Below are 24,387 nucleotides of genomic sequence, written 5' to 3'. Positions count from 1 at the left end.
TTGTTTGCTAGGTTATTTCGCTTTTTCGATCACTTGTTGCAGCGCAGCTTCAATTTGCGGCAGCCATTTGTCAGCTTCGGCTTTGTTTTTCGCCTTTGCCGCCTCTAGGTAGCGTGTCGCCTGTTCGTTCAAGTCGGTGTATGCTTTGTCGCCAAGCAGCGTTTTGATATCCTGTTCGATCATGTTAATAAAGAGCGCGCCTTCTAAGGCGGTGATCACCGACTTGTCTTGCCCCCAATTTTCTTTGCTTTCTTCATATTCGTGAAGCGCCACTTTCGCCCATCCGCGCACGAACGCATGGTTCACCGCTTTCGGATCGAGCGTTTTGACATCGGTTTGCAGGTCAAACTGTTTCAAAATGTAGTCCGCCTCCTCCGCGGCATGCCGTTTCATATACGGATAGACGGACTGATAAAACGCCCAGCCTTCCGCCTGCTCCACTTTGGCTTCTTCGGCGTTTTCCTTGGCCGCAGCCGCCGCCTTCGCCGCATAGCCGTGCGGCAGCGCTCCGCTCGCTAAATAGAATGTTTTCATCAATGTTTTGTCCACGACTTGCTTGCCGAGGGCAAATGAGAGCGCATCATCGTTTTGGACCGCTTGCTCCATTTGGGCAAACGCCCCGTTGATCGCGTCAACCAACTTCGTTCCGTAAGCCGCATCGCGCTTTTCCACGGTCGACTGCAAAATCGCGTAAAAGGTTTTGGCTTCCTTAAGCTCTTCCTTTACTTCTTCCTTATTGGCCCAATGTTCTTCTGCTTCGGTAAACTCATGCTTGATCGTCGTGTAAAACACTTTTTGCATCAGCTTGTCAAAAATTTGCTTGACAACCAACGGCTCAAGCGACCCGTCTTTGCCGGCGGCCAGTGCGTTGGTAATATGTTGGTCAAGCGTATCTTCAAATTCCGCGTCACGTTTTTGTACAAGCGACTGCAGCTTTTCTTTGTAGATGCTCTCCACTTTGCCGAAGTCGACCGCCCCGCCTTGCTTCGCCTTCTCAAGCTCCGCGAGCGCTTCGCTGAACGCTCCCGCATAATCGACTTCCGCTTCTTCCTTCTCGTTCTCCGTCTTCTCTTCCTCTTTCGGCTTTTCTTGTTTTTCCACAGCCGTTTGGTTGCTGCTTTCTTTTTCTGTTCCCGCCGTCTGTTTGCTCTGGCCGCACGCGCCAAGCGCCAACGCCGCGGCGGCAAACACGGCGAGCCACTTCCATTTCAATGACATTATGTATCCCCCCGTTCACACATCCAAAAAATGATAATCAATATCAATACAATAAGATTATAAGAGAAAATGAATTTCAATGTCAACACATGATGAAAAAGAGAGGACTCCCTCGTTGCCGGTCCTCTCTTTCGCAATCAATCAAACTTTAATCACATTAGGGAAAAATTCGTGGCCCACAACCTCTCCCTGAATGGAGGAAGAGGAAGGAGTGTTCAAGTGCAACAACGGGAATAACAGCTCCGCCACTCGATACGCCTCTTCCAGATGCGGGTAGCCGGACAAAATGAAGTAGCGGATGCCCAGCTGCTCATACTCGCGAAGACGCTCGGCCACGGTTTCCGGATCGCCGACGAGAGCCGTGCCCGCACCCCCGCGCACCAATCCTACCCCAGCCCATAGATTTGGACTGATCTCCAACGAATCCCGCTTTCCGCCGTGCAGCTGTCGCATCCGTTGCTGTCCCACCGAATCGTAACGAGCAAATACCCGTTGCGCCTCTTCAATCGTCCGGTCATCGACATAGCGAATCAATCGCTCTGCCGCTTCCCATGCTTCTTTTTCCGTCTCACGAACGATAATATGGAGACGAACGCCAAATTCGATTTTTCTGCCTTCTTGACGAGCAAGCTCCCTTACCCGTTCGATTTTGTCTTTCACCTGTTCAGGAGGCTCGCCCCAGGTTAAATACACATCCGCATGGCGCGCCGCAACCCGTTGGCCGGCATCCGACGATCCGCCAAAAAAGATGGGCGGATACGGCTTTTGCACCGCTGGAAATAGCAGTTTGGCTCCCTTGACCGACACATGTTTTCCACTCAACGTCACTTCTTCTCCTGCAAGCAATCGACGCCAAATCGTCAAAAACTCGTCCGTTGCCTCATATCTTTCGTCATGGGACAAAAACAACCCATCCCCTGCCAGCTCAACGGGATCGCCACCGGCGACGACATTCACGAGCAGCCGGCCATCGGAAATCCGATCGAATGTGGAAGCCATGCGGGCAGCCAACGTCGGCGTCATCAATCCGGGACGGACAGCGACAAGAAAGCGCAAACGGTCGGTTTCAGCCGCCAATGCCGAAGCGAGCAGCCAAGGATCTTCGCACGATTTGCCGGTTGGAATGAGCACGCCCGTATATCCTAAGCGGTCGGCTGCTTGGGCGACTTGTTTGAAATAGCTGTATTCTGGGGAGCGACCACCTTTTGTCGTCCCTAAATATCGGCCGTCGCCATGAGAAGGGATAAACCAAAGCAACTCCATCTTTTTTCCTCCTTATCCAATCACGGTTTTTTCGGTTGCACAGGAAATGGATTGAAAGACCTCTTCCATCCGCGACAACAAATCGTCAGAAAGCACAAGGCGACCTTCGTCATCATGCCCCAACGTCCAATCCAAAATAAAGACGCCATGCAAGATTTCCCGCGCGCCCAAAATGGAGAAAATCGGTTTGAGCGCGTATTCGAGAGCCAACAGATGAGCAATGGTTCCCCCCGTGACAATCGGCACAACCAGCTTCCCTGCAAACGCCTTTTCCGGAAGCAAATCCAAATACGCTTTTAAAATGCCGGTGTAACTCCCTTTATACACTGGACTTAACGCAATGACCGCTCTCGACTGGCGGATCCAATCATGTGTTTCGGCGATCGGCTCACTCGATGAATGAGCATAAAGCAGATCTTCAGCCGGCAAATCGCGCAATCGGATGAAATGCACCGTGTGGCCGAGCTGTTGCAATTGCTCGCTCACCCATTCAGCCACCCGATTCGTTTTCGAGGTGTGCGACGGGCTTCCAGAAATAATGGCCACCGTTGTCATTTGTTTCCCTCCCACATTCTTTTTTTGCCCCCGTCGTCCTTGACATCCCTTTTGCCCCTTTGGCGGGCGTTGTTCAAGGGGATCCGGCTTTTACAACGCCCCGTCATGTTCAGTAGAACGGCTTGTATTCATGAACTGTTAATGTTACTGGATTACTTTATTGTTCCTTTATGACGACCACAGCATCTTTCGCTTTGACCCGTTTTGAGATCAACCCGGCTTCATAAAAACGATCTGCAATGCGCTGCTGGGCGTCGATCACCTCCTTCGTCAGCGGAAACACACCATATCCTCTTCGGCTCAACGTCCGTTTCCAAATTTCTTCGCCAATTTTCGTTTCTTTGGCCAATAGTTTGGCGGCTTCATCTGGAGAAGAGTGAATTTCTTGATGGACTTTGTTCAGCTGTGCAATGACAGTCTGAGCTACATTGGCATACTGTTTCACATACTCATTCCGCCCCACGATAAATCCATATTGTTTTGGAAGTCCTTTCGCATCAATCAAAATGCGCGCCCCGCCGTTCACTTCGGCATCAGCCAAGAACGGATCCCAAATGACCCAAGCGTCAACATCACCTCGCTCAAACGCAGTTCGCGCTTCAGACGGTTGCAAATACACGGGGGTAATGTCGTTGAGTGTCAATCCAGCTGTCTCCAACGCCGTCAATAACGTATAATGGGCGCTTGACCCTTTGCCGAAAGCCACTTTTTTGCCCTTCAAATCCGCCACCGTATGAATCGACGATGTTTTCGGCACGATGATCGCCCGCGCGACTTCCGGTTCATAGGCAAGATACACCAACTGTGAATCTGGATTGGCCTGCGCCAACACAGCGGGCGCTCCTCCGACATAGCCGATGTCAATCTGTCCTGCATTCAACGCTTCAAGAAGGGGGGGACCGGATTGGAATTCAAACCATTTTACTTGAACGCCATGCTTTTGCAATTGTTTTTCCAAGTACCCCTTCTCTTTCAAAAAGAGAGAAAATGATGATTTTTGAAAGCCAACGTGCAATTCTTTCGGCCAAGAATCCGTCGATGCCGACTGTTTAGGAGAAGACAAGGAAGCAGAACGTTCTTGGCCGCAAGCTGCCAACAACAGGAATGCACTCAACACCGAAAACAAAAGGAGCCTTCTTTTCACTGTCTATAGCGCCCTCCTTTTTTCACTCATCGAAGACGCGGCGATGACTTTCTCATCAGATTCTGCGCTTAAAATGCGGCGCAAAATCGTATCGACCAAATCAGCAAACGCCGCATCGCCGCGCTGCCGCGGCCGCGGCAAGCGCACAGGCAAATCAAGCGCGCATTCCCCGTCCTCAATGAGCACGACGCGGTCCGCCAACATCACTGCTTCATCAACATCATGCGTGACCAACAAAGCCGTAAAGCGTTGTTCCCTCCATAATCGTTCGATCAGCCGCTGCATTTCAATTCTCGTTAACGCGTCAAGCGCACCGAGCGGTTCATCAAGCAATAACAACTGTGGACGGCTGATCAATGCGCGGGCGAGCGCCACCCGTTGACGCTGGCCGCCGGATAACACCGATGGCCAATCATTCGCGCGGTCTGCCAAACCGACTTGTTCGAGCACTGTGATTGCTTGTTCTTTCCAGTCACCTTTCAAGCCGAGGCCGACATTGTCGATGACGCGCCGCCATGGCAACAGACGAGCGTCTTGAAACATGACGCGAGCTGCTGTATTCAACCCATGAAGCAACTGTCCATCCAGCTGAATCATGCCGGAAGTCGGCGTCTCCAATCCAGCAGCCAAGCGCAATAGTGTGCTTTTTCCGCAGCCGCTGCGACCAATAATGGCGATAAACTCCCCCGGTTTGACCGTTAAATCAATGCGGCGCAACACTTGTTGATCGCCAAACTGTTTGGCCACTTGCGCAAATACGAGCTCTGCTCCTCGTCCTGTTTCCATCTCTCGCTCTCCTTTCCCACTCCGTTTATGTCAGTTACCGATTTTGATAGTTGACATTCCAGCGAAGCCAACGTTTTTCCAAAAAACGGGCAATGCTGTCTGCGAGCTTGCCAAACAGCGCGTAAAGCAAAATACTGAACACAACGACATCTGTTTGCATAAATTCACGTGCATTCATGGCCAAATACCCGATGCCGCGGTCAGCAGCGATCGTTTCCGCGACGATGAGCGTCAACCACATAATGCCCAGCGCATAGCGCAGCCCGACCAAAATCGACGATAACGCGCCCGGCAGCCAAATGCGCCAAAAAAGCTGCCATGGTCCAAGTCCATAGACGCGCCCCATTTCAAGCAAACCAGCATCGACATTGCGGATGCCATGCAATGTGTTGACATACATCGGAAACAGCACACCTAGCGCAACAAGAAATACTTTCGCCTCCTCCCCGATGCCAAACCATAAAATGACGAGTGGAATCATCGCTAAATGCGGAATATTTCGAATCATCTGAATCGATGTATCCAACCAACGTTCCGCCGGACGAAACACCCCGTTGAGCAAGCCGAGCAGAAATCCGATTGATCCCCCGATCGCAAATCCAGTCAGAGCTCGCCAGAAACTAATGGACAAATGCTGCCATAGCTCTCCTTTTGATGCGAGATTCCAAGCAGCAGCGATCACATCGGTCGGTGCCGGCAGCACCCGCGAAGACAACCAACCAGCTTCTACAGCCGCTTGCCATGCCACAAGCAGAGCAACAGGCAACACCCATGGCACCGCCTTCCCCCAAGTCCATTCTGTCCATCTCGACGATTTCATCGCGTTCCCCCTCCGCATTCCTAGTGTGGTTTCTCATCCAAGCTGCCGCCGTCCTGCGTCCTTGTTGACGGATGACGCTGCGAACGAAGCCAGCCGATGACTTTTTGTCACGAATCACCCCCCGTTTTCCCTTCCCATTCCGTCTCCGCTTCATTTGGCTTCACGCCAAACCGCTTCGTTTACATCGATTTTCTTTGGCAACAACCCTAGCTGGCGAAATTGATCTGCAATCGTTTGCTGCTGGGTGATGACCTCGTTTGTGATCGGTTCCAAGCCATATGTCCGGCGTTTGGATGCGACTTCAAGCGCCGCTTCATCAATGCCGAGTTCCGGCGCCAAAAACTTTGCCACTCCTTTCGGATCGCGGTTTGCCCACTGGTCGACTTTCTTCAGCTCCTCTAAGATGACATGCACGACATCGGCATGATTTTGCGCAAACGAACGCGAAGCGAAGAAAAACTCACGGTTCGCTACCAATCCTTGGCCGTCAGCGAGCACTCGAGCCTTTCCTCCCTTTTCAGCGGCGGCGTAAAACGGGTCCCAAATGGCCCACGCATCAACGCTCCCCTGCTCAAATGCAGCGCGAGCATCGGCTGGTGGCAAATAGACCGGCTGAATGTCAGAAAGTGTCAATCCCGCTTTTTTGAGCACCTGCACAAGCAAATAATGGACATTCGATCCTTTGTTTAACGCCACCTTTTTCCCTTTCAAATCCGCCACTGTCTGAATGGACGAGTCCTTTTTGACTAAAATGGCCTCGGACACAGGATTGGGAGGTGACGTCGCTACATACAAGAGCGGTGTACCAGCCGCTTGAGCAAATACCGGCGGCGCTTCACCGGTATGGCCAAAATCGAGGCTTCCGGCATTCATCGCTTCCAACAGTTGAGGACCTCCCGGAAATAACGCCCATTGTACGGTGTAGCCTAATTTTTTCAGCCGTTTTTCCAAGTCACCACGCGCTTTTAACATGTTGAGTGTCCCGTATTTTTGATAGCCGATGCGGATGACTTTGCTAGATGGCGGAGAGGATGACGATGATTTGGCGTTCGCAGGCTCGTTATGTATTCCGCATCCAGATGCCATCGCCAGCCATAAAGTGACTGCTAACATTCCGCCCAATGTTTTCCAGAATACTTTGTTTTTCATGATCGCTTTTTCCTCCTTTGCTCATTTCTTGCAATGCTTTCACACACGTACGTGATCGTCATTCTTGATCTCCTTCTTAATTATGACTAAATAGACAGGAAAAGTATGAATAATAGGTGTAAAACAAACTTAACCACTAGGAATTGTTGGTTATAAATATAAAGAATTATCTGCCATCTGTCAACCATTTTTCAACAAAAAATAAAAATCCAGAGGAAGAGGCCTCTGGATTTTTCCTATGCCATCACTACACATGTTTGCCGACAAGCTGAGCAAGCGCCTCTTTCGGCTGATAGCCGATCGCTTTATCGACAAGTTCGCCGTTTTTGAACACGAGCAGCGTCGGGATGCTCATGACGCCGAACTTCGACGCTGTTTCCTGGTTTTCATCGACATTCACTTTGACGATTTTCACTTTGTCGCCCATTTCGCGGTCAAGCTCTTCCAGCACCGGAGCGATCATGCGGCACGGTCCGCACCATGGCGCCCAAAAGTCAACGAGCGTGAGGCCGTCTTTCGTTTCTGCGGCGAACGTTTGGTCAGTGGCGTTGACAATCGCCATATGGATTCCCTCCCATCTTCTTGAATGCTGCAAGCAAAGTATACCATGGAATGCATGTCGGCGCGAATGTTTTGCTTCGTTTCTACTATTCGCTTTTGCCGCGGAATTTATCCATCAAAAAACGGACGGCTGCAGCCGCCCGTGTTGTTCATTACGAATGCACTTTCAGTTTTTTGAACTCTTCGGTGAGGAGCGGAACGACTTCGAACAAATCGCCGACAATGCCGTAGTCCGCGACTTTAAAGATGTTGGCTTCCGGGTCTTTGTTAATGGCGACGATGACTTTCGAGTTGGACATCCCCGCTAAATGCTGGATGGCGCCTGAAATGCCGCAAGCGATGTAAAGGTCCGGCGTGACGACTTTCCCCGTTTGCCCGATTTGCAGCGAGTAGTCGCAATAGCCGGCATCGCACGCCCCGCGCGAAGCGCCGACCGCGCCGCCCAACACTTCGGCGAGCTCTTTGAGCGGCTTGAAGCCTTCGGCGCTTTTGACGCCGCGGCCGCCGGCGACGATCACTTTCGCCTCGGTCAAGTCGACGCCTTCCGCCGTTTTGCGGACGACTTCTTTGACAATTGCGCGCAAGTCTTTAATCTCGACGGCGAGCGCTTCCACGCTGCCTGTGCGCGACTCGTCGCGCTCAAGAGGCGCGATGTTGTTCGGACGCACCGTCGCAAAGATGATGCCGCTTGTCACGATTTTCTTTTCAAACGCTTTGCCGGAGTAGATCGGACGGGTAAAGACGATGTTGCCGCCTGCCTCTTCGACGGCGACGACGTCGGAAACGAGGCCGGCGTCGAGCTTGATGGCCAATTTCGGCGACAAGTCTTTGCCGAGCGCCGTATGGCCGAAGACGATGCCTTCCGGCTGCTCTTTGTCAATCACGGCTTTTAACGCTTGCGAATAGCCATCTGATGTATAAAATTTCAAATTCGGATGTTCGATGACGACGACGCGGTCCGCACCGCGGTAAATGAGTTCGTTCGCATGCGCCTGCACTTGGTCGCCGACGAGCACCGAGACGACTTCCCCGCCTTCGGCGATCGTTTTGGCCACTGCAATGGCTTCAAACGAAACGTTCCGCAGCGATCCATCCCGCACTTCTGCTAAGGTCAATACTTTACGTGCCATGTTTCAGTCCCCCTATCCTTTGATTCCCCGTTGTGCTTCATCCGAACGCCGACAGCGGTTTCCGCTTATACCACTTTCGCTTCGGAGCGGAGCAGCTGAACGAGTTCCTTCACTTGATCGGCGATCTCGCCTTGCAAAATTTTGCCCGCTTCGCGCTTCGGCGGCAAGAACACTTCGATCGTTTTTGTTTTCGCTTCAACATCATCTTCCTCGAGGTCCAAATCGTCAAGCTCCAGCTCCTCAAGCGGTTTCTTTTTCGCTTTCATGATCCCAGGCAACGACGGATAGCGCGGTTCATTCAGCCCTTGTTGAGCGGTGACAAGGAGCGGCAGCGACGTTTCGATGATTTCCTCATCCCCCTCGACGTCGCGCACAACGGTCACTTTGCCGCCGTCGGCAATGTCGAGCTTCGTGATCGTCGTCACATACGGAATGCCGAGCAATTCCGCAACGCGCGGGCCGACTTGCCCGGAACCGCCGTCAATGGCGACGTTGCCGGCTAAAATCAAGTCCGGGTTTTTGTCTTTTAAGTATTCAGCGAGCACTTTCGCCGTCGTATATTGGTCTTGTTCTTCGACATCATCGTCAATGTTGATGAGCACCGCTTTATCGCAGCCCATGGCGAGCGCCGTGCGCAGCTCTTTTTCCGCTTCCTCGCTGCCGACGGTGACGACCGTCACTTCGCCGCCGTGTTTGTCGCGCACTTGAATCGCTTCTTCAATGGCGTATTCGTCGTACGGGTTGATGATGAATTCTGCACCTTCCTCGTTGATCTTGCTGTTGACGATGGAAATTTTTTCCTCTGTGTCAAACGTCCGTTTCATCAACACAAAAATGTTCATGTCGTTCCCCTCCTCGGTTTGGTCGAACATTGTTTCATGTTCCAACATTCAGATATTTACAGGGATCATTTCCCTTTAAAGACAGGCGGCCGTTTTTCCAAAAACGCCTGCACGCCTTCTTTTGCATCCTCGGATACAAACACGCGGCCAAACCATTCCGCTTCCTCGCGCACTGCCTCGGCAAACGATTTTTCCTTCGCGGCGTTGAGCAGTTCAATCGTCGCACGGACGGAAAGCGGACTTTTGGCGGCGATCTTTTTCGCCAACACTTTTGCTTCATCAAGAAGCCGCTCTTCCGGCACCGCCTTGTTGGCAAGCCCCCATTCAACCGCTTCGAGTCCGGTGATCGGCTCGCTCGTCCACATCATTTCCGCCGCTTTGCCAAAGCCGACGTAGCGCACAAGCCGCTGCGTGCCAGCAAATCCAGGGATGATGCCAAGCTGCAGCTCCGGAAGGCCGAGTTTGGCGTTTTCCGCCACCACACGAATGTGGCAGCTCATAGCCAGCTCCAACCCACCGCCTAATGCGGCGCCGTGAATTGCCGCAATGACTGGTTTGGAAAAGCGTTCGATCCGCTCCATCACGAGTTGGCCGTTGCGCGACAAGCCGGATGCCTCCTCGACGGAAGCGATGGACGTGAATTCTTTAATATCGGCGCCGGCTGAGAAAAATCTTCCTTCGCCATGAAGCAACACGACGCGCACGTCCGGGTCGGTCTCGAGCTCGTCCAACACGGTTGAAAGCTCTTTCAAAACCGCTGATGAAAGGGCGTTCGCCGGCGGCCGCGAAAACGTCACGACGGCGACGAACTCCTCTTTCGCCAAACGAAAAAAGTCCATGAAGCCTCTCCCCTTTCTGCCTTTCCTAACGTCCGGCGGCGCACCCTTTGACGAGCAGTTCGTACACCGGATCGGCGAGGGCGGCCAAGTCATACTTTTGCTCGTTCATCACCCACGTCGTCACCGTTTCATCCAGGGTGCCAAAGATCATTTGCCGAGTGAGCCGGACGTCTAAATCTTGGCGAAACTCCCCTTTTTCCATCCCCTCCATGATGATGCGGTCGATGAGCCGCAAATATCCTTTCAGCACCTCATTGATGCGATGGCGCAGCTCTTTGTTCGACTGGCGCAGCTCAAGCTGCGTCACGACCGCCATATGCGGATCAGCGGCGAGGGCGGAAAAATGAGTTTTCACCAATACATACAATTTCTCTAGGGGGCTTGAAATTCCTTCTGTCTCTTGTTCAATTTTCTCGATGAACGCCCCCATCTTTTCCTGAAAAAGCGAAATTAAAATATCCTCTTTGTTTTTAAAATAAAGGTAGATCGTGCCGTCGGCGACACCGGCCTGCTTGGCGATTTTCGACACCTGTGCTTGATGGTAGCCGTGCTCGGCGATGACGACGACGGCAGCGTCAATGATTTGCTTAAATTTCGGCTTTTCCCTCCGCAATATGGATTCTCCTTTTCTCACGTTCCATCCACAAAATGAATGAATCATCATTCATATTTTCATTTTACGGGCAATTCTGCCGATTTGTCAAGCTTCTTTTTCTCCTCTTCCACCAACACGCGGCGCAAAATTTTGCCGACCGCCGTCTTCGGCAATTCGCTGCGGAACTCGTAGATGCGCGGCACTTTGTAAGCAGCCAGGCGCTGGCGCATAAAGGCGTCAAGCTCCTCTTCGCTGCACATTTCCCCCGGCTTTAATACAACGAACGCTTTCACCGTCTCGCCGCGGTACGGATCGGGAACGCCGATCACGGCCGCTTCCTGCACTTTCGGATGCTCGTACAGCGCTTCTTCGACTTCACGCGGGTAAATGTTGTAACCGCCGGCGATAATGACATCTTTCTTGCGGTCGACGATATAAAAATAGCCGCGCTCATCCATATAGCCAATGTCGCCGGTGTACAGCCATCCGTCGCGCAGCACTTGCTCGGTCTCTTCCGGACGATTCCAGTAGCCTTTCATCACTTGCGGCCCGCGCACGACGAGTTCTCCACGCTCTCCCGGCTTTGCTTCCTCACCCGTTTCCAAGGAAATGATTTTCGCGTCCGTATCCGGCCACGGAACGCCGATGCTTCCTTTCACCCGCTCCCCGTCCCAAAGGAAGTTGCTGTGGGTGACAGGGGACGCCTCGGTTAACCCATAGCCTTCAATCAACTTTCCGCCCGTCGCCCGTTCAAACTGCTCCTGCACCTCGACCGGCAGCGGAGCGGAGCCGCTGATGCAGACGTTGATCGAGGATAAATCATATTTCGGCAAATCCGGATGGTTCAACAAAGCGATGTACATCGTCGGCGCGCCTGGGAACATCGTCGGCCGGGTGCGCTCGATTGCTTTTAATGTTTGCTTGACATCAAAGCGCGGGAGCAGCACCATTTTACTCGCCATCATCACGGACAAATTCATCACCGTCGTCATGCCGTACACGTGGAAAAACGGAAGCACACCGAGCACCGTTTCTTTTCCTTTTTCGCATTTATACACCCAATGGGCGCACATGAGCGTATTGGCGATCAAGTTGCGATGCGTCAACATGGCCGCTTTCGGATGTCCCGTCGTGCCGCCTGTATATTGCAGCAGCGCCACATCTTCCACCGGATCGATGTCCACCCCGATCGGAGCGGTTTCCTTCTGACTGACGATCGTGCGGAACATATGAACGGTTTCGCTTTCCTCGATGCGGACGATGGGCATGTTTTGCTTCCGCTGCACAAGCGGATACAGCCATTTCTTCACCGTGGGCAAATAATCTTGCATTCTCGTGACAATCCAATGTTTGACTGGCGTCCTCCCTTTCACCTTTTCCGCCTTTGGATACAGAAGATCCATCGTCACGAGCACCGAGGCGCCGCTGTCGTTCAGCTGGTATTCAAGCTCATACTCGGTGTAAAGCGGATTCGTCTGCACGACGATGCCGCCGGCTAGGAGCGTCCCATAGTAGCTGATGACGGCCTGCGGGCAGTTCGGCAGCATCACCGCCACCCGATCCCCTTTTTTCAATCCGATCGTCCGCAAATAATGCGCGAATGTCAATGCTTGCTCGTACAGCTCGCGAAACGTCATCGTCTTTCCGAAAAAGTCGATCGCCTCATGGTCTCCGAATTGTTCCGCCGTCTCCCGCAAATAGTCGGAAAGCGTTTTCTTTGGATAGTCGAGCGTATGCGGAATCTCCGGCGGGTAGTGAGCGAGCCACGGTTTTTCCATCCCAATCCCCCCTTACTTCTATTTTATTTTACTTTTTCTAATTTTTCATCAAAAAAACGCCTCGCCTGAGCGAGACGTCACCAAAACCAGTACACCAAACCAACGAAGAAAAAGCACGCGCAAATGACAAACAAGATTTTCGCCAGCACATCGACCGATCGGTTGCGCACGGCCATATAGACGATGCCGGCGATCAAAAACAGCCCGACCGCAATCAACAACCATTTCACTACTGCGTTCATTCGTTGTTCCCCTTTACTGAATGCCTTCGCCGATGACAAACGACAAGCCGACGGAAATCACCATAGAAATCAAGCCGACGGCCCGGTTGTCATTGGCAATTTCGTCATCAATATTGAATTTCGGCGTCAAAAATTCGTAAATAAAGTACGCGGCCAGCAGAAGCAAAAACCCGTACAGCCCCCAGCCAATCATCGACGGCAGCGACTCATGGCGGGCGAGCGCATAGCGAAAAATGTTGGCGATGCCGAAAATTTTCCCGCCGGTTGCCATCGCCACCGCCACATTGCCTTTGCGAATCTCTTCCCAGTTTTTGTACTTCGTCACCAATTCAAATACGGCTAAAAAGACGACGATGCACAACACGGCGACGCTGAAATTGGCCGCCGTTTTCACCATGTCGTGCTCCCAAAACGACGCCATTGCCATCGCCCCCATCATTTCAGTTCCACGATCGTCACCCCGGTGCCGCCTTCATTCGCCTCTCCGAACCGGAAGCTTTTCACCGCCCGATGCTGCTTTAAAAACTGCTGCACTCCTTGGCGGAGCGCGCCCGTCCCTTTGCCGTGGATGATCGAAACGCGCGCATAGCCGGCGAGCACAGCATCATCCAAGTACTTCTCAAGCCGAAGGAGAGCGTCTTCGTACCGTTCGCCGCGCAAGTCAAGCTCGAGGCTCACATGGGCGTCCTTGCCTTTCACGGTCGCAATCGGCGTCACTTCTTTCGCCGGCGCGCTGCCGATATACTCCAAATCGCGTTCACGGATTTTCATTTTTAAAATGCCGAGCTGCACTTGCCATTCGTCGTCCGACACTTTTTCGATCAAATAGCCTTTTTGGTTGAGGCTCGTCACCTTCACTTCATCACCCGGCTGGAACACATGGCGTGAAGCAGCCTTTTTCGCCTTTTTCCGCTTCTCCACTTTCGGCATAGCGGCAGCGAGCCGCTTTTTCGCCTCGACGAGCTCATGCTCTTTCACTTCCGCCTGCTTTTCTTTTTGCAAGCGGCGCAGCTCTTGAATGATCCGCTCGGCTTCGCGTTCCGCGGCGCGGATGATGTCGGCTGCTTTTTGCGTTGCTTCCGCCAGCCGCTCCGCTTTTTCTTCTTCGAGCTCTTCCCATTTTTGTTCCCATTCGGCGCGCAGACGCTCAGCCTCCTCCAGCGCCGCGCGCGCCCGCGCTTCCTCTTCCTCCGCTTGCTTTTTGCTCCGTTCAAGCGACGCGATCATGTTTTCGACGTTATGGCTTTCCGCGCTCACTTGCGCTTTCGCCCGCTCGATGATGCGTTCATCAAGCCCAAGGCGGCGCGAAATATCAAAGGCGTTGCTGCGGCCGGGGATGCCGATCAACAGTTTATACGTCGGGCGGAGCGTTTCGGTGTCAAACTCGACGCTCGCATTCACGACACCGGGGCGGTTGTAGCCGTACGCTTTCAATTCGGGATAATGCGTCGTCGCCACCGTCCGCGACCCGCGCCCGTGCACTTCATCCAAGATGGCGATCGCGAGCGCCGCCCCTTCCTGCGGATCGGTGCCAGCCCCAAGCTCGTCAAACAGCACAAGGCTTTCACCATCGACATGGCGCAAAATGTCAACGATATTGACCATATGGGACGAGAACGTGCTCAAGCTTTGTTCGATCGACTGCTCGTCGCCAATATCGGCGAAAACGGAACGGAACACCGCTGCTTCCGATCCGTCGGCCGCCGGGATGAACAGCCCCGCTTGCGCCATGAGCGTCAACAAGCCGATCGTTTTTAACGTCACCGTTTTTCCGCCGGTGTTCGGCCCGGTGATGACGATCGTCGTATAGTCGCCGCCCAATTCAATATCATTGGGCACCGCCTTTTCTTGATCCAGCAGCGGATGGCGTGCCTGCAAAAAACGAAGATAGCCTCGGCTATTGACCGCTGGCTTCGCGGCTTGCAACCGGCGGGCGTATTTCGCCTTGGCGAACGCAAAATCAAGCGCCGCGAGCGCTTCGACCGTCCGCGCAAGCGGCTCGGCCTGCTCAGCGACTTTTGCCGAAAGTTCGCGCAAAATGCGTTCGATTTCTTGCTTTTCTTTCGCCCGCGCTTCGCGGAGCGCATTGTTCAACTCGACGACCGCCTGCGGTTCAATAAACAGCGTCGCCCCGGACGCCGACTGGTCGTGGACGATGCCGCCGTAGGCGCCGCGATACTCTTGTTTCACCGGGATGACATATCGGTCATTGCGGATCGTAATGATGGCGTCCGACAGCCGCTTTTGCGCCGACGGCGAGCGGATGATGCTCTCAAGTTTCTCGCGGATGCGCGCTTCCACTGACCGAATTTGCCCGCGCAGCGAGCGGAGGCGGTCGCTTGCGGCATCCAGCACTTCGCCATGGTCATCGATCGAGCGGCGAACGTCATGCTCGAGTTCCGGCGCTTCAGCCAATGTGTCCGCATAACGGAAAAGCCGCTCAAGTCCGCCATGCTCGTCATAGAGACCCGCGATCAGCCGCTTCATTTGCCGGCTTGCGGCCGAGGTGGCCGCCACTTCAAGCAGCTCTTGCGGGCTGAGCGTGCCGCCGATCGCCGCCCGCTTGAGATGCGGACGGATGTCGACTACTCCGTCAAGCGGCACATAGCCAGCAAGCCGCAAAACAGCGGCGGCTTCATCCGTTTCGTCAAGCCAAGCGGCCACCTCCTCCCAGTCAGAAGACGGCATGAGAGCGTCGATTTTTTCCAAACCGAGCGGCGAGGACGCATGCTCAGCCAACTGCTCTTTCACTTTATCAAACTCCAAGGTGTGAAGCACTTTTGGTTGCACGTATCTGACCCCCAGCTGATTCATTTCTTTCGTTTGTCGTGCAAAAACTGTTGCAGCTTTTCAAGCGGCCATGTGTTGATGACCGTTTCCTTATGGATCCAACCTTTTCTTGCCGTCGCTACGCCGATCGCCATATCCTCGAGCATGTCCAAATGGTGGGCGTCCGTGTTGATGGCAATGTACACCCCCGCTTCCTGGGCTTTTTTCACGTAGGCCGCCGACAAGTCGAGCCGGTTTGGGTTGGCGTTTAACTCAAGCACCGTGTTCGTCTCCGCCGCCAGCTCGATGAGCCGCTCGATATCGACGTCATAGCCGTCGCGCTGGCCGATCAGCCTTCCGGTCGGATGAGCAATGACATCGACGTACGGGTGGCGAAGCGCCGCCTCAAGCCGTTTCATGATCGTCTCGCGCGGCTGTTTGAACGCAGAGTGAATGGCGGCGATGACAAAATCAAGCTCCTTGAGCACGTCATCGTCGTAATCGAGCGTCCCGTCCGGCAAAATATCCATCTCAATGCCGGCCAAAATCGTAAAATCCGAATAGCGCGCGTTCAGCCGCTCAATTTCCTCGCGCTGGCGCCGCAACCGATCCGGGGTCAAGCCGTTGGCGACTTTCAAATAGTGCGAATGGTCGGTAATGGCGATATACCGATAGCCGCGGCGGCGGCACGCTTCGGCGAGCTCCTCGAGCGAACACGCGCCGTCGCTCCATGCCGAATGCATATGCAAGTCGCCTTGGATATCGTCAAAATGGACAAGTGGATCATCAGAAGAATATCGATCGACTTCCGTGCCATCTTCACGCAGCTCCGGCGGAATGTACGGCAGCCCGAAATGGGCGTAAAACGCCGATTCATCGGGGAACGTTTTCACCTTGCCTGTCGCTTGGTCTTCCACGCCATATTCGCTGATTTTCTCCCCGCGCTCTTTGGCGAGCTGGCGCATGCGCACATTATGGTCCTTCGATCCGGTAAAATGGTGAAGCGCGGTCGCAAACTCGTCCTCGCCGACGAGACGGAAATCAGCCGCAATTTCATCATCATACTGAAAAAGAAGCGACACTTTCGTCTCCCCAGCGGCGAGCACTTCGCGGATGCGCTCAAAGCCGAGCAGCCCGTCGCGCACCTCGGCCGGACGATCGGTAGCGATGACATAATCCAAATCTTTCACCGTTTCGTTCAAGCGCCGCAAGCTGCCGGCCCGCGAGAAGCGAATCACGCCATCAAGACAAGCGAGCTGGCGTTCCATGTCCGCCGCGATCGCGAGCACCCGGGCGAGCGGCAGCCGCTCGGGGCGTTTGCCTGCCTTTTCAATGGCCGCAAGCAGCTTTTCTTCCGTTTTCGCGCCAAAACCGGCAAGCGCGCGCACTTTTCCAGCCAAGCACGCTTCTTTCAATCCGTCCATATCGACAATGCCAAGCTCCTGATGCAGCTTGGCGATTTTTTTGCCGCCAAGCCCCGGCAGTTTGAGCAAGGCGAGCAGCGTCTCCGGAACATCGCGTTTTAGTTCATTCAGCACCGACGACGAGCCGCTCTTGATAAATTCGGTGATGATCGCCGCTGTGCTTTTGCCGATGCCGGGAATGGCGGTGAAATCGCCAATTTCCGCGAGGCTCCGCTCATCCGTTTCCAAGGCGTTCGCCGCTTTGCGGAAGGCGTTGACCTTAAATGGATTTTCTCCTTTGATCTCCATATACAGTGCGATCGTTTCAAGCAGGCGGATGACCTCTTTTTTATGGACGCTCATCCCCGTCCCTCCCTTTCCCGAAAAACCGCGGCCGCGCTCCGTCAAACGCGGCCATGAATCCACCAGTTGCCAAGCATCTCCGACAACACCGGCGTATGTTTCACAATCACGGTCGCCATGAGCGAACGCTGCAGCTGTTCTTGGACGCTGTCAATCGGCACGAGCGCACCGATATACAAAAGCAAAAAGACAAGCAAATACACTTCCGCAAATCCGAGCGCCGCCCCGGCCAAGCGGTTGACGCTGCGCAACAGCGGCAGCTGGGCGACGAAATCGAGCATCGAGCCGACGATTTGAAGCACGATTTTCACCACAAAAAATAAAAGTGCAAAGGAAATCGCCCGATAATAGGCATCGTCTAAATGGGTGCTCTGAAACAGCAGCTTCATCGTCTCCGGATCGCCGAACGTCGGATATGGAATCCAAAGGCGCAATGTCGGCACCAACCGTTCATAATACCGGTAAGCGACGTAAAAGGCAATGAAAAACCCGGCCATATGAATGAATTGGAGAATAAAGCCGCGCTTCAGCCCGATCATCGCCCCCAGCAACAGGACAAACAACAGCACGACATCAATCATCCTGTTTCCCGTCCTTTTCCTGTTTCAGCTGTTCCGCCAGCCGTTGATATTCTTCTTTTAGTTTGAGATATTCACTGGCGATGTTGACGGCCGTCAACACGGCCAGCTTCGGCACATCGAGCAGCGGATTTTTCTCACTGAATTCATGCATTTTATCGTCAACGAACGCCGCCACGAGCCGGATGTGGGCCGGGCTTTCCGCGCCGACGATCGTGTAGTCTTGTCCATAGATGCGGACGCTCACCCGCGTTTTTGGCTGTTCTGTCAAGCTTTCTCCCCCATTTCGCCAAATCCTACTGTTTATCATATCATGAACGCTGGTATAATGGAAAGAAGCGACACACAGCAACGATAGAGAAGATAAAGGAGCGATCGAACGTTGTCAAACTATGTGATTCAAGCCGACCAACAGCTGCTTGACGCCTTGCGCGCCCACTACCAAGACGCCTTATCCGACCGGCTTCCGGCTGGAGCGTTGTTTGCCGTCAAGCGCCCGGATGTCGTCATCACCGCCTACCGCTCAGGCAAAGTGCTGTTTCAAGGGAAAGCGGCGGAGCAAGAAGCAGCGAAATGGATATCAGGGGCGAGCGCCTCAAACGAAACAGCTGACCACCAGCCGTCCGCTTTGGCAGCTCATCAACTCGGGTCTCTTTCCGCCATCGGTTCCGATGAAGTCGGCACCGGCGATTATTTCGGCCCGATCGTCGTCGCCGCCGCCTACGTGGATCGGCCGCATATCGCCAAAATCGCGGCGCTTGGCGTGAAAGATTCGAAACAATTGAACGATGAGGCAATCAAACGGATCGCCCCCGCCATCATGGAAACCGTGCCGCATGCGGTCACCGTGTTGGACAATGCCGAATACAACCGCTGGCAGCGAAGCGGCATGCCGCAGACGAAAATGAAAGCGCTCCTTCACAACCGGACGCTCGTGAAACTCGTTGACGCCATCGCGCCCGCCGAACCAGAAGCAATCATCATCGACGAATTTTTAAAACGGGATTCGTATTTCCGTTACCTTTCCGATGAAGATCGCATTATCCGCGAGCGGGTGCACTGCCTTCCCAAGGCGGAAAGTGTCCACGTATCAGTCGCCGCCGCCTCGATCATCGCCCGCTATGTGTTTTTAGAGGAGATGGAGCAATTATCCCGCGCCGTCGGCCTCCTGCTTCCAAAAGGCGCCGGCGCCATTGTCGATGAAGCCGCGGCCAACATCATCCGCGCGCGGGGGGCGGAAGCGCTTGAGACATGCGCCAAGCTTCATTTCGCCAATACAAAAAAGGCGCTGGACATCGCCAAACGCCGGTAGTGGTTTCCATCACCCCCATGGGAAACGGCAGCGTTGGCTCCGTTGCAAAGGTCGGCCCGCAGCAGCGAAACGCCACCGTTTTCCGTCCTTTTCACCTGTTTCGGTTTACAGATGGTTTGCTAACTGGTGGTCGACAACATGCGTGGTGAGCCGAGAAGAGTTCTCAACAAACTCTTGACTGACCGGGATTCATTTCCGGACAACGGCCAGAAAATCGTGCAAAAAAACAAGACGCGCCAAAAAAGCAGCGTCTTGTCACAAGTTCAGCCGATATTACTCACGCCCGCTCTTCCAGCGCGGCGACGACTTTTTCCGCCGTGCTTCGGCTCGATTGCGGATTTTGCCCGGTGATCAAGTTGCCGTCGCGCACCGAGAAATCGGTCCATTTCTCGCCGCGGACGAAATTCGCACCGCGCAGGCGCAACGTCGACTCGAGCAAAAACGGCATATGCACATCAAGCCCGACTTCGCGCTCTTCTTCATCCGTAAATGACGTGACCGTTTTTCCTTTCACAATCGGCGTGCCGTCTTTGTACGTTGCGTTCACCAATCCCGACGGACCGTGGCAGACAGCGGCGATGATCCGGCCCTCTTCGGCAAACTGCTGCAAGACGTATTGCAGCGTTTCATTGTCGGGAAAATCGAACATCGTCCCGTGTCCACCGGGAAGGAAAATGGCGTCAAACCCGTGTGCATCGTCCTTGCTTAAACGTGTTGTGTTCTTCAGCACTGCTTCCGCCTCCGCCCAAGACGGGTCTTTTTCATTGATGCTGCGCGGGTCAAGCGGCACCTCGCCGCCTTGAATGCTCGCCACTTTCACGTCATACCCTTTTTCTTTAAATACCAAATACGGTACGGCAAACTCCTCAAGCCAAAGCCCGGTTTTATGGTCGTCGGTGATCGTCGTATGGTTCGTCACCACCATGAGCACTCGTTTCGTCATGGCGTCATTCCTCCTTTAGGTTCTGGAATGTTCTCTATCACTCATCATACCTTTACATTGGGCAAAAACGGAAAAAATATGCTCGTGAAATAGAATCATGATTGAGGGGAATGAATCACTGGAAGATGATCAAGCAACACGAACAGAACGTACATTCTCTTGATTAGAAGGTCGGCATCCTTTCCGTTCTCCCTAAAAAAGAACGCCGCTTCCTAGATCTTGGGAAGCAGCGATGGCCCGCCTTCTTAACTAATTTTTTGTTGTTCCAGTCCGGTTGTCTCGCTTGCCAGCTGCCGAAACGGCCACCAGTTCGCGCGGCCGAACGTGCGGACCATGACCGGCACAAACAGCGGCAGAACGACGAGGGCGTAAAGCAGAAGCCCCGTCAGCACAATCGTCGCGATTTGCAAGAGCGACAAGACGCCGGACGGATACATCGCGGCGAACGTTCCGCCTAAAATGACGGCGGCCGAGATGATGACCGTCCCCATATGGCCCATCGCCGACAGCATCGCTTCCTTCACCGGCCGACCGCGGTATTCGTTGAACCGGTCCATAAGGAAAATGCTGTAGTCGATGCCGAGCGCCAACAGCAGCACAAAGGCGAAGAACGACACCGCCCAGTTCAAGCCGGCATAGCCGAGGCCGTTGACGAAAATGAGTTCGGTGACGGCCATCGATGTGTAATATGTCAACACGAGCGACAAGATCAAATAGAGCGGCATGATAAGCGAACGAAGGAGCACTGCGAGCACGATGGCGATGCCGATCAACATCAGCACGGCCGTCCGTTTATAGTCGGCGTTTGAGATCGCCTGCAAATCGGCGTACGTGCTTGTGACGCCGCCGACAGCGATCGTCGCGTCTTCCCATTTCGTTCCTTTCACTGCCCGTTCGGCGGCGGCGCGAATGTCATCCATGCGGCCGAGCGCCGATGTCGAATACGGATTTTCTTTTAAAATGACATCGAACGTCACGATGCGCCGGTCTTTCGACATATACGCGTCTTTCGCCTGCGCAAAGTCTTGGCTTTCGCGCGCCTCTTTCGGCATGTGCCAGCCGGCCATGTCTTTCTCCGGGGCCGATGATAAATCGGCTAAATACGTTTCCGCCGTTCCGAGGCCGTCCGCCACTTTATGCAGCCCAGACGCGCTTTGGTCCAAGCCATTTACAAGCTGGCCGAGCTGGCCGCCAAGCGCGGAGAAATGCTCAAGCAATTGGCGCTGGCCGCCGTTCACTTGCTCAAGCCCTCGGGAGAATTGCGGCAATTTGTCAACCGCCTGTTTCTGGCCGTCGGCCGCTTTCGTCAATCCGGCTTCGAGCTCACTAAGCCCGGCAATGACTTGATCCAAGCCGCCGTTGACCGCCGCTTGACCAGCCGCGAGTTGGGCGAACGATTCGTTCGCTTTCGCCAAACCGGCGCGCGCCTGCTCAAGCGCCCCGTTCAATTGCGTGAGGCCGTCCGCCATTTGTTTCGTCTGGCCGGACAAGGCGGCAACCGTCATTTTCGCTTGTTGGTATTGCCCATCTTGACGGAGTTCCGGATGCGACTGTTCGACTTGCCCGAGCATCGTCTGCACGGCGGCAAGCTGAGCGGCGACAGCTTTTAATCCCGCTTCGATTTGCCGGTACTGGCCGCTTAGCGCCGACAGTCCTTGTTCCGCCTGCTTGTAGCCGTCAAGCAGCTGCGTGGCGCCTTCCTGCAGCTTTTTCGCATTGTCGCGAAGCGTCACTAAGCCGTTTTTCAGCTCACCGGCGCCCATCGCTCCCCGGCGCACGCCTTGTTCAATTTGACTGAGACCGGTTTGCAGCTGGCGCAGACCGTCTTCAAGCCGCTCCGTTCCAGAGACGAGCTGGCCGATGCCGGATGACGCCTGCTTGAGCTGCGGCGCGGACGAGGACAATTTTTCGCTTGCCGTCTCAAGTCCGGCGCCGATTTTCTCAATCCCCTCTTTGCCGGCGCCGAGGCCGTCTTTGAGCTGTTTCGCTTGTTCGGTGACATACAGCTCCTGAATCGGCTCTCCGGTCGGACGCGTCGCCGAGCGGACGCTTGCCACGCCATCAACTTTTTCGATCTCGCGGCTCATTTTCTCTATCAACGCCAGCCCTTCTTCCGAATCAAGTGGCTCTTTGCTTTTTACCACCACCTGCGTCGGCATGGCATCTCCCGGATTGAAATGATCGGCGATGATGCGAAATGCTTTGACCGAACGGTAATGATCGCCAATCTCTTCCATGGAGTCAAACGACAGCTTGCCGTTGTATGTCGCGAGCACCGGCACCGTCACAATCCCAACAATCGCCAGCGCCAGAAGCGGACGGGCGAAGGCAAAGCGACCGGCGGCGAGCCAAAGCCGGCTTTGCCCGTGCTCAAGCTTCCCGCGCACCGGCCAAAACAGCTTCTCGCCAAGCACTGCCATGAAAAACGGCACGAGCGTCATCAAGGCGGCAAGCAAGACCGCCACCCCAACGGCGACGGCCGCCGCCGATTGGTACAGCTTAAACGTCGACAACCCGATCGCCGCAAAGCCGATCATGACGGCAATGCCGCTTGCCGCCACCGTTTTCCCAGCCGTCCGGTACGTGGCGACGATCGCTTCCACCCGATCGCCGCGCTTCGCCAGTTCTTCTTTAAACCGGCTCAGCAGCAAAATGCAATAGTCGGTCCCAATGCCGAACAACACGGCGACTAAAAACGTCTGCGTAAACGTCGACAACGGAAAGTTGACCTGATCGACCAAAAACGCCACGACTGACTGCGAAACGACATACGTCGCCCCGACCACAAGCAGCGGAATGAGCGGCGCTACCGGCGAACGGAACACGGCGAGCAAGACGATTAAAATAAAAACGACGGTGATCCCTTCCGTTTTTTTCACGCCTGCCTGTGAGCTTGCCACCACATCTTCATCGATCATCCAGCCGCCGGTGAAATAATGCTCGACTTTGACGCCGCTGACGGCTTTATATAAAGCATCCGTCAGCTGTTTCGCCGTCCGGCCGGCCGGATCGATGGTGATGGAAATGAGCATCGTCGTCCCGTCTTTGGAGATGAGTTCTTTTTCGAGCTTCGGGTTGGCAAACGGCGAGACGATGTTCGTGACATGAAGCTCCTCTTTTTTCTTTTCGAGCGCGTTTACCGCCCGTTCAATCTCTTTTTTGTCATCCGCCGTCAACCCGCCTTTTTGGTAAAAGACAAGCACCGCGGAGCGTTCGTTTTGTTTGTTTTCCTGGCTGTTCGCCTCTTTGATCAGCTTTGCCGCCAATGACGACGAGTAGCCGTCAGGCACGCTCAACTGCCCTTTCTCGCGGACAAGATCGCCCATGTTCGGCGCCGTCGCCATGAGCACGGCCGCAATGGCGATCCATGCCGCAAGTACGAGCCATTTTCCTTTGATGATCGCTTTCATGTCGCCTCTTCCACCTCCTGCAGCACGTGGGCCAGCCGCTCATACGTGCGGATGAACGCTTCAATTTCTTCTTCCGGAAAGCGGGCGATTACTTCTTCGACGAGCCGATAGACGCTCCGGTCCATCTCCTTCACCCATGCTTCCCCGTGCTCTGTCAGCGATAAGACGATGACGCGCCGGTCGTTCTCGTCACGGTCGCGGCGCAGCCAGCCTTTGTCGACAAGGCGGTTCGTCATCGCCGTCACCGCGCTTTTGTTCACCCCGAACATCGCCGCGAGCTCCGTTGACGTGCACGTCCCCCGCCGGCGGATGTAGCGAAGCAAATAATATTGGTCATGCGTCATCTCTTCGCAAAGGCTGTCTTTGACAAGCGCCGCGCCGCGTTTCATCACGAGAAACGACACGGACAAATAGCGGTCGATCCATTCGTCGATGTTTCGTTCCGGCATTCCTTCACCTCCATTTGTTCAACAATTGAACAATTTGTCCAAACATCTCCCTCGGGACGGCGGCTTTTTTTATTTAGTTCAATGATTGAACTGTTAGTAACGATACCAAGGAAAAAAGAAAAAGTCAACGAGAAATGTGAGCAAAAGAACATCGAGTCTGTCCTCCCATTCCGAAACAAAGGAAATGTTTTCAAAATGATTACACGGCCTTCACGAACGCTTAACATCCAGCTTGTAC

At 54.2% G+C, this 24,387-nt stretch carries 23 protein-coding genes; 1 reads left to right on the top strand and 22 read right to left on the bottom strand.

The window, feature by feature from the left end; all coding sequences use genetic code 11:
- Positions 1-12: 12 nt before the first annotated feature.
- From CWI35_RS14860 to zapA, 19 genes are all read right to left on the bottom strand, one after another.
- A complete protein-coding gene (locus CWI35_RS14860; RefSeq protein WP_119877898.1) occupies positions 13-1,218 on the bottom strand; it encodes a hypothetical protein in 1,206 nt (401 codons plus the stop codon).
- A 141-nt stretch (positions 1,219-1,359) separates the two neighbouring features.
- A complete protein-coding gene (gene ssuD, locus CWI35_RS14855; protein ID WP_020278119.1) occupies positions 1,360-2,481 on the bottom strand; it encodes an FMNH2-dependent alkanesulfonate monooxygenase in 1,122 nt (373 codons plus the stop codon).
- Positions 2,482-2,493: 12 nt separating this feature from the next.
- Positions 2,494-3,036, bottom strand: a complete 543-nt coding sequence (gene ssuE, locus CWI35_RS14850; RefSeq protein ID WP_014196479.1) for an NADPH-dependent FMN reductase — start codon at positions 3,034-3,036, stop codon at positions 2,494-2,496.
- Positions 3,037-3,193: 157 nt separating this feature from the next.
- A complete protein-coding gene (locus tag CWI35_RS14845) occupies positions 3,194-3,994 on the bottom strand; it encodes an aliphatic sulfonate ABC transporter substrate-binding protein (protein ID WP_238979929.1) in 801 nt (266 codons plus the stop codon).
- A 189-nt stretch (positions 3,995-4,183) separates the two neighbouring features.
- Positions 4,184-4,966 carry an ATP-binding cassette domain-containing protein gene (locus CWI35_RS14840; RefSeq protein WP_014196481.1) on the bottom strand — a complete coding sequence of 261 codons (783 nt, stop codon included), beginning with the start codon at positions 4,964-4,966 and terminating at the stop codon, positions 4,184-4,186.
- A gap of 34 nt (positions 4,967-5,000) precedes the next feature.
- Positions 5,001-5,786, bottom strand: a complete 786-nt coding sequence (gene ssuC / locus CWI35_RS14835; protein WP_014196482.1) for an aliphatic sulfonate ABC transporter permease SsuC — start codon at positions 5,784-5,786, stop codon at positions 5,001-5,003.
- Between the two features lie 150 nt (positions 5,787-5,936).
- The gene (locus tag CWI35_RS14830; RefSeq protein WP_014196483.1) at positions 5,937-6,935 is read right to left on the bottom strand and encodes a sulfonate ABC transporter substrate-binding protein; all 999 of its coding nucleotides are present in this window, start codon (positions 6,933-6,935) and stop codon (positions 5,937-5,939) included.
- Between the two features lie 247 nt (positions 6,936-7,182).
- On the bottom strand, positions 7,183-7,497 hold the full coding sequence (gene trxA, locus CWI35_RS14825; RefSeq protein ID WP_014196485.1) for a thioredoxin: 315 nt from the start codon (positions 7,495-7,497) through the stop codon (positions 7,183-7,185).
- A gap of 151 nt (positions 7,498-7,648) precedes the next feature.
- The gene (locus tag CWI35_RS14820; protein WP_119877897.1) at positions 7,649-8,626 is read right to left on the bottom strand and encodes an electron transfer flavoprotein subunit alpha/FixB family protein; all 978 of its coding nucleotides are present in this window, start codon (positions 8,624-8,626) and stop codon (positions 7,649-7,651) included.
- Positions 8,627-8,691: 65 nt separating this feature from the next.
- Positions 8,692-9,468, bottom strand: a complete 777-nt coding sequence (locus CWI35_RS14815) for an electron transfer flavoprotein subunit beta/FixA family protein (protein ID WP_033012308.1) — start codon at positions 9,466-9,468, stop codon at positions 8,692-8,694.
- A gap of 65 nt (positions 9,469-9,533) precedes the next feature.
- The gene (locus tag CWI35_RS14810; RefSeq protein ID WP_119877896.1) at positions 9,534-10,307 is read right to left on the bottom strand and encodes an enoyl-CoA hydratase; all 774 of its coding nucleotides are present in this window, start codon (positions 10,305-10,307) and stop codon (positions 9,534-9,536) included.
- A gap of 25 nt (positions 10,308-10,332) precedes the next feature.
- Positions 10,333-10,920, bottom strand: a complete 588-nt coding sequence (locus CWI35_RS14805) for a fatty acid metabolism transcriptional regulator FadR (protein ID WP_011232163.1) — start codon at positions 10,918-10,920, stop codon at positions 10,333-10,335.
- 59 nt (positions 10,921-10,979) lie between these two features.
- Positions 10,980-12,680 (bottom strand): long-chain-fatty-acid--CoA ligase, encoded by a 1,701-nt coding sequence (locus tag CWI35_RS14800; RefSeq protein ID WP_119877895.1) that lies wholly within the window; start codon positions 12,678-12,680, stop codon positions 10,980-10,982.
- A gap of 77 nt (positions 12,681-12,757) precedes the next feature.
- The gene (locus CWI35_RS18335) at positions 12,758-12,922 is read right to left on the bottom strand and encodes a hypothetical protein (protein WP_011232165.1); all 165 of its coding nucleotides are present in this window, start codon (positions 12,920-12,922) and stop codon (positions 12,758-12,760) included.
- Positions 12,923-12,935: 13 nt separating this feature from the next.
- Positions 12,936-13,343, bottom strand: coding sequence for a DUF350 domain-containing protein (locus tag CWI35_RS14795; protein WP_015375560.1), 408 nt, complete (start codon positions 13,341-13,343; stop codon positions 12,936-12,938).
- A 14-nt stretch (positions 13,344-13,357) separates the two neighbouring features.
- On the bottom strand, positions 13,358-15,712 hold the full coding sequence (locus tag CWI35_RS14790; RefSeq protein ID WP_346426314.1) for an endonuclease MutS2: 2,355 nt from the start codon (positions 15,710-15,712) through the stop codon (positions 13,358-13,360).
- A 20-nt stretch (positions 15,713-15,732) separates the two neighbouring features.
- Positions 15,733-17,457, bottom strand: coding sequence for a DNA polymerase/3'-5' exonuclease PolX (polX, locus tag CWI35_RS14785; RefSeq protein ID WP_119877893.1), 1,725 nt, complete (start codon positions 17,455-17,457; stop codon positions 15,733-15,735).
- A gap of 41 nt (positions 17,458-17,498) precedes the next feature.
- Positions 17,499-18,038 carry a CvpA family protein gene (locus tag CWI35_RS14780; protein ID WP_020755584.1) on the bottom strand — a complete coding sequence of 180 codons (540 nt, stop codon included), beginning with the start codon at positions 18,036-18,038 and terminating at the stop codon, positions 17,499-17,501.
- Positions 18,031-18,306 carry a cell division protein ZapA gene (gene zapA, locus CWI35_RS14775; RefSeq protein WP_015375564.1) on the bottom strand — a complete coding sequence of 92 codons (276 nt, stop codon included), beginning with the start codon at positions 18,304-18,306 and terminating at the stop codon, positions 18,031-18,033. Before zapA ends, CWI35_RS14780 begins: the two co-directional genes overlap by 8 nt.
- Positions 18,307-18,417: 111 nt before the next feature.
- On the opposite strand from zapA, the gene rnhC reads away from it, so the two are divergent.
- The gene (gene rnhC / locus CWI35_RS14770; protein WP_119877892.1) at positions 18,418-19,347 is read left to right on the top strand and encodes a ribonuclease HIII; all 930 of its coding nucleotides are present in this window, start codon (positions 18,418-18,420) and stop codon (positions 19,345-19,347) included.
- A 277-nt stretch (positions 19,348-19,624) separates the two neighbouring features.
- Here the strand turns inward: rnhC and CWI35_RS14765 are convergent, their stop codons facing one another.
- The 3 genes from CWI35_RS14765 to CWI35_RS14755 form a co-directional block, all read right to left on the bottom strand.
- On the bottom strand, positions 19,625-20,290 hold the full coding sequence (locus tag CWI35_RS14765; protein ID WP_119877891.1) for a type 1 glutamine amidotransferase domain-containing protein: 666 nt from the start codon (positions 20,288-20,290) through the stop codon (positions 19,625-19,627).
- Between the two features lie 245 nt (positions 20,291-20,535).
- Entirely contained in the window at positions 20,536-23,700 is a 3,165-nt protein-coding gene (locus CWI35_RS14760; protein ID WP_119877890.1) for an MMPL family transporter, read from the bottom strand.
- Positions 23,697-24,149, bottom strand: a complete 453-nt coding sequence (locus CWI35_RS14755) for a MarR family winged helix-turn-helix transcriptional regulator (RefSeq protein WP_119877889.1) — start codon at positions 24,147-24,149, stop codon at positions 23,697-23,699. Before CWI35_RS14755 ends, CWI35_RS14760 begins: the two co-directional genes overlap by 4 nt.
- Positions 24,150-24,387: the final 238 nt, after the last annotated feature.

The sequence above is a fragment of the [Bacillus] caldolyticus genome, from assembly GCF_003595605.1.
GTDB lineage: Bacteria > Bacillota > Bacilli > Bacillales > Anoxybacillaceae > Geobacillus > Geobacillus thermoleovorans.
Note: the sequence above shows the minus strand (reverse complement) of the source record. Positions and strands in the feature narration are given on the sequence as shown.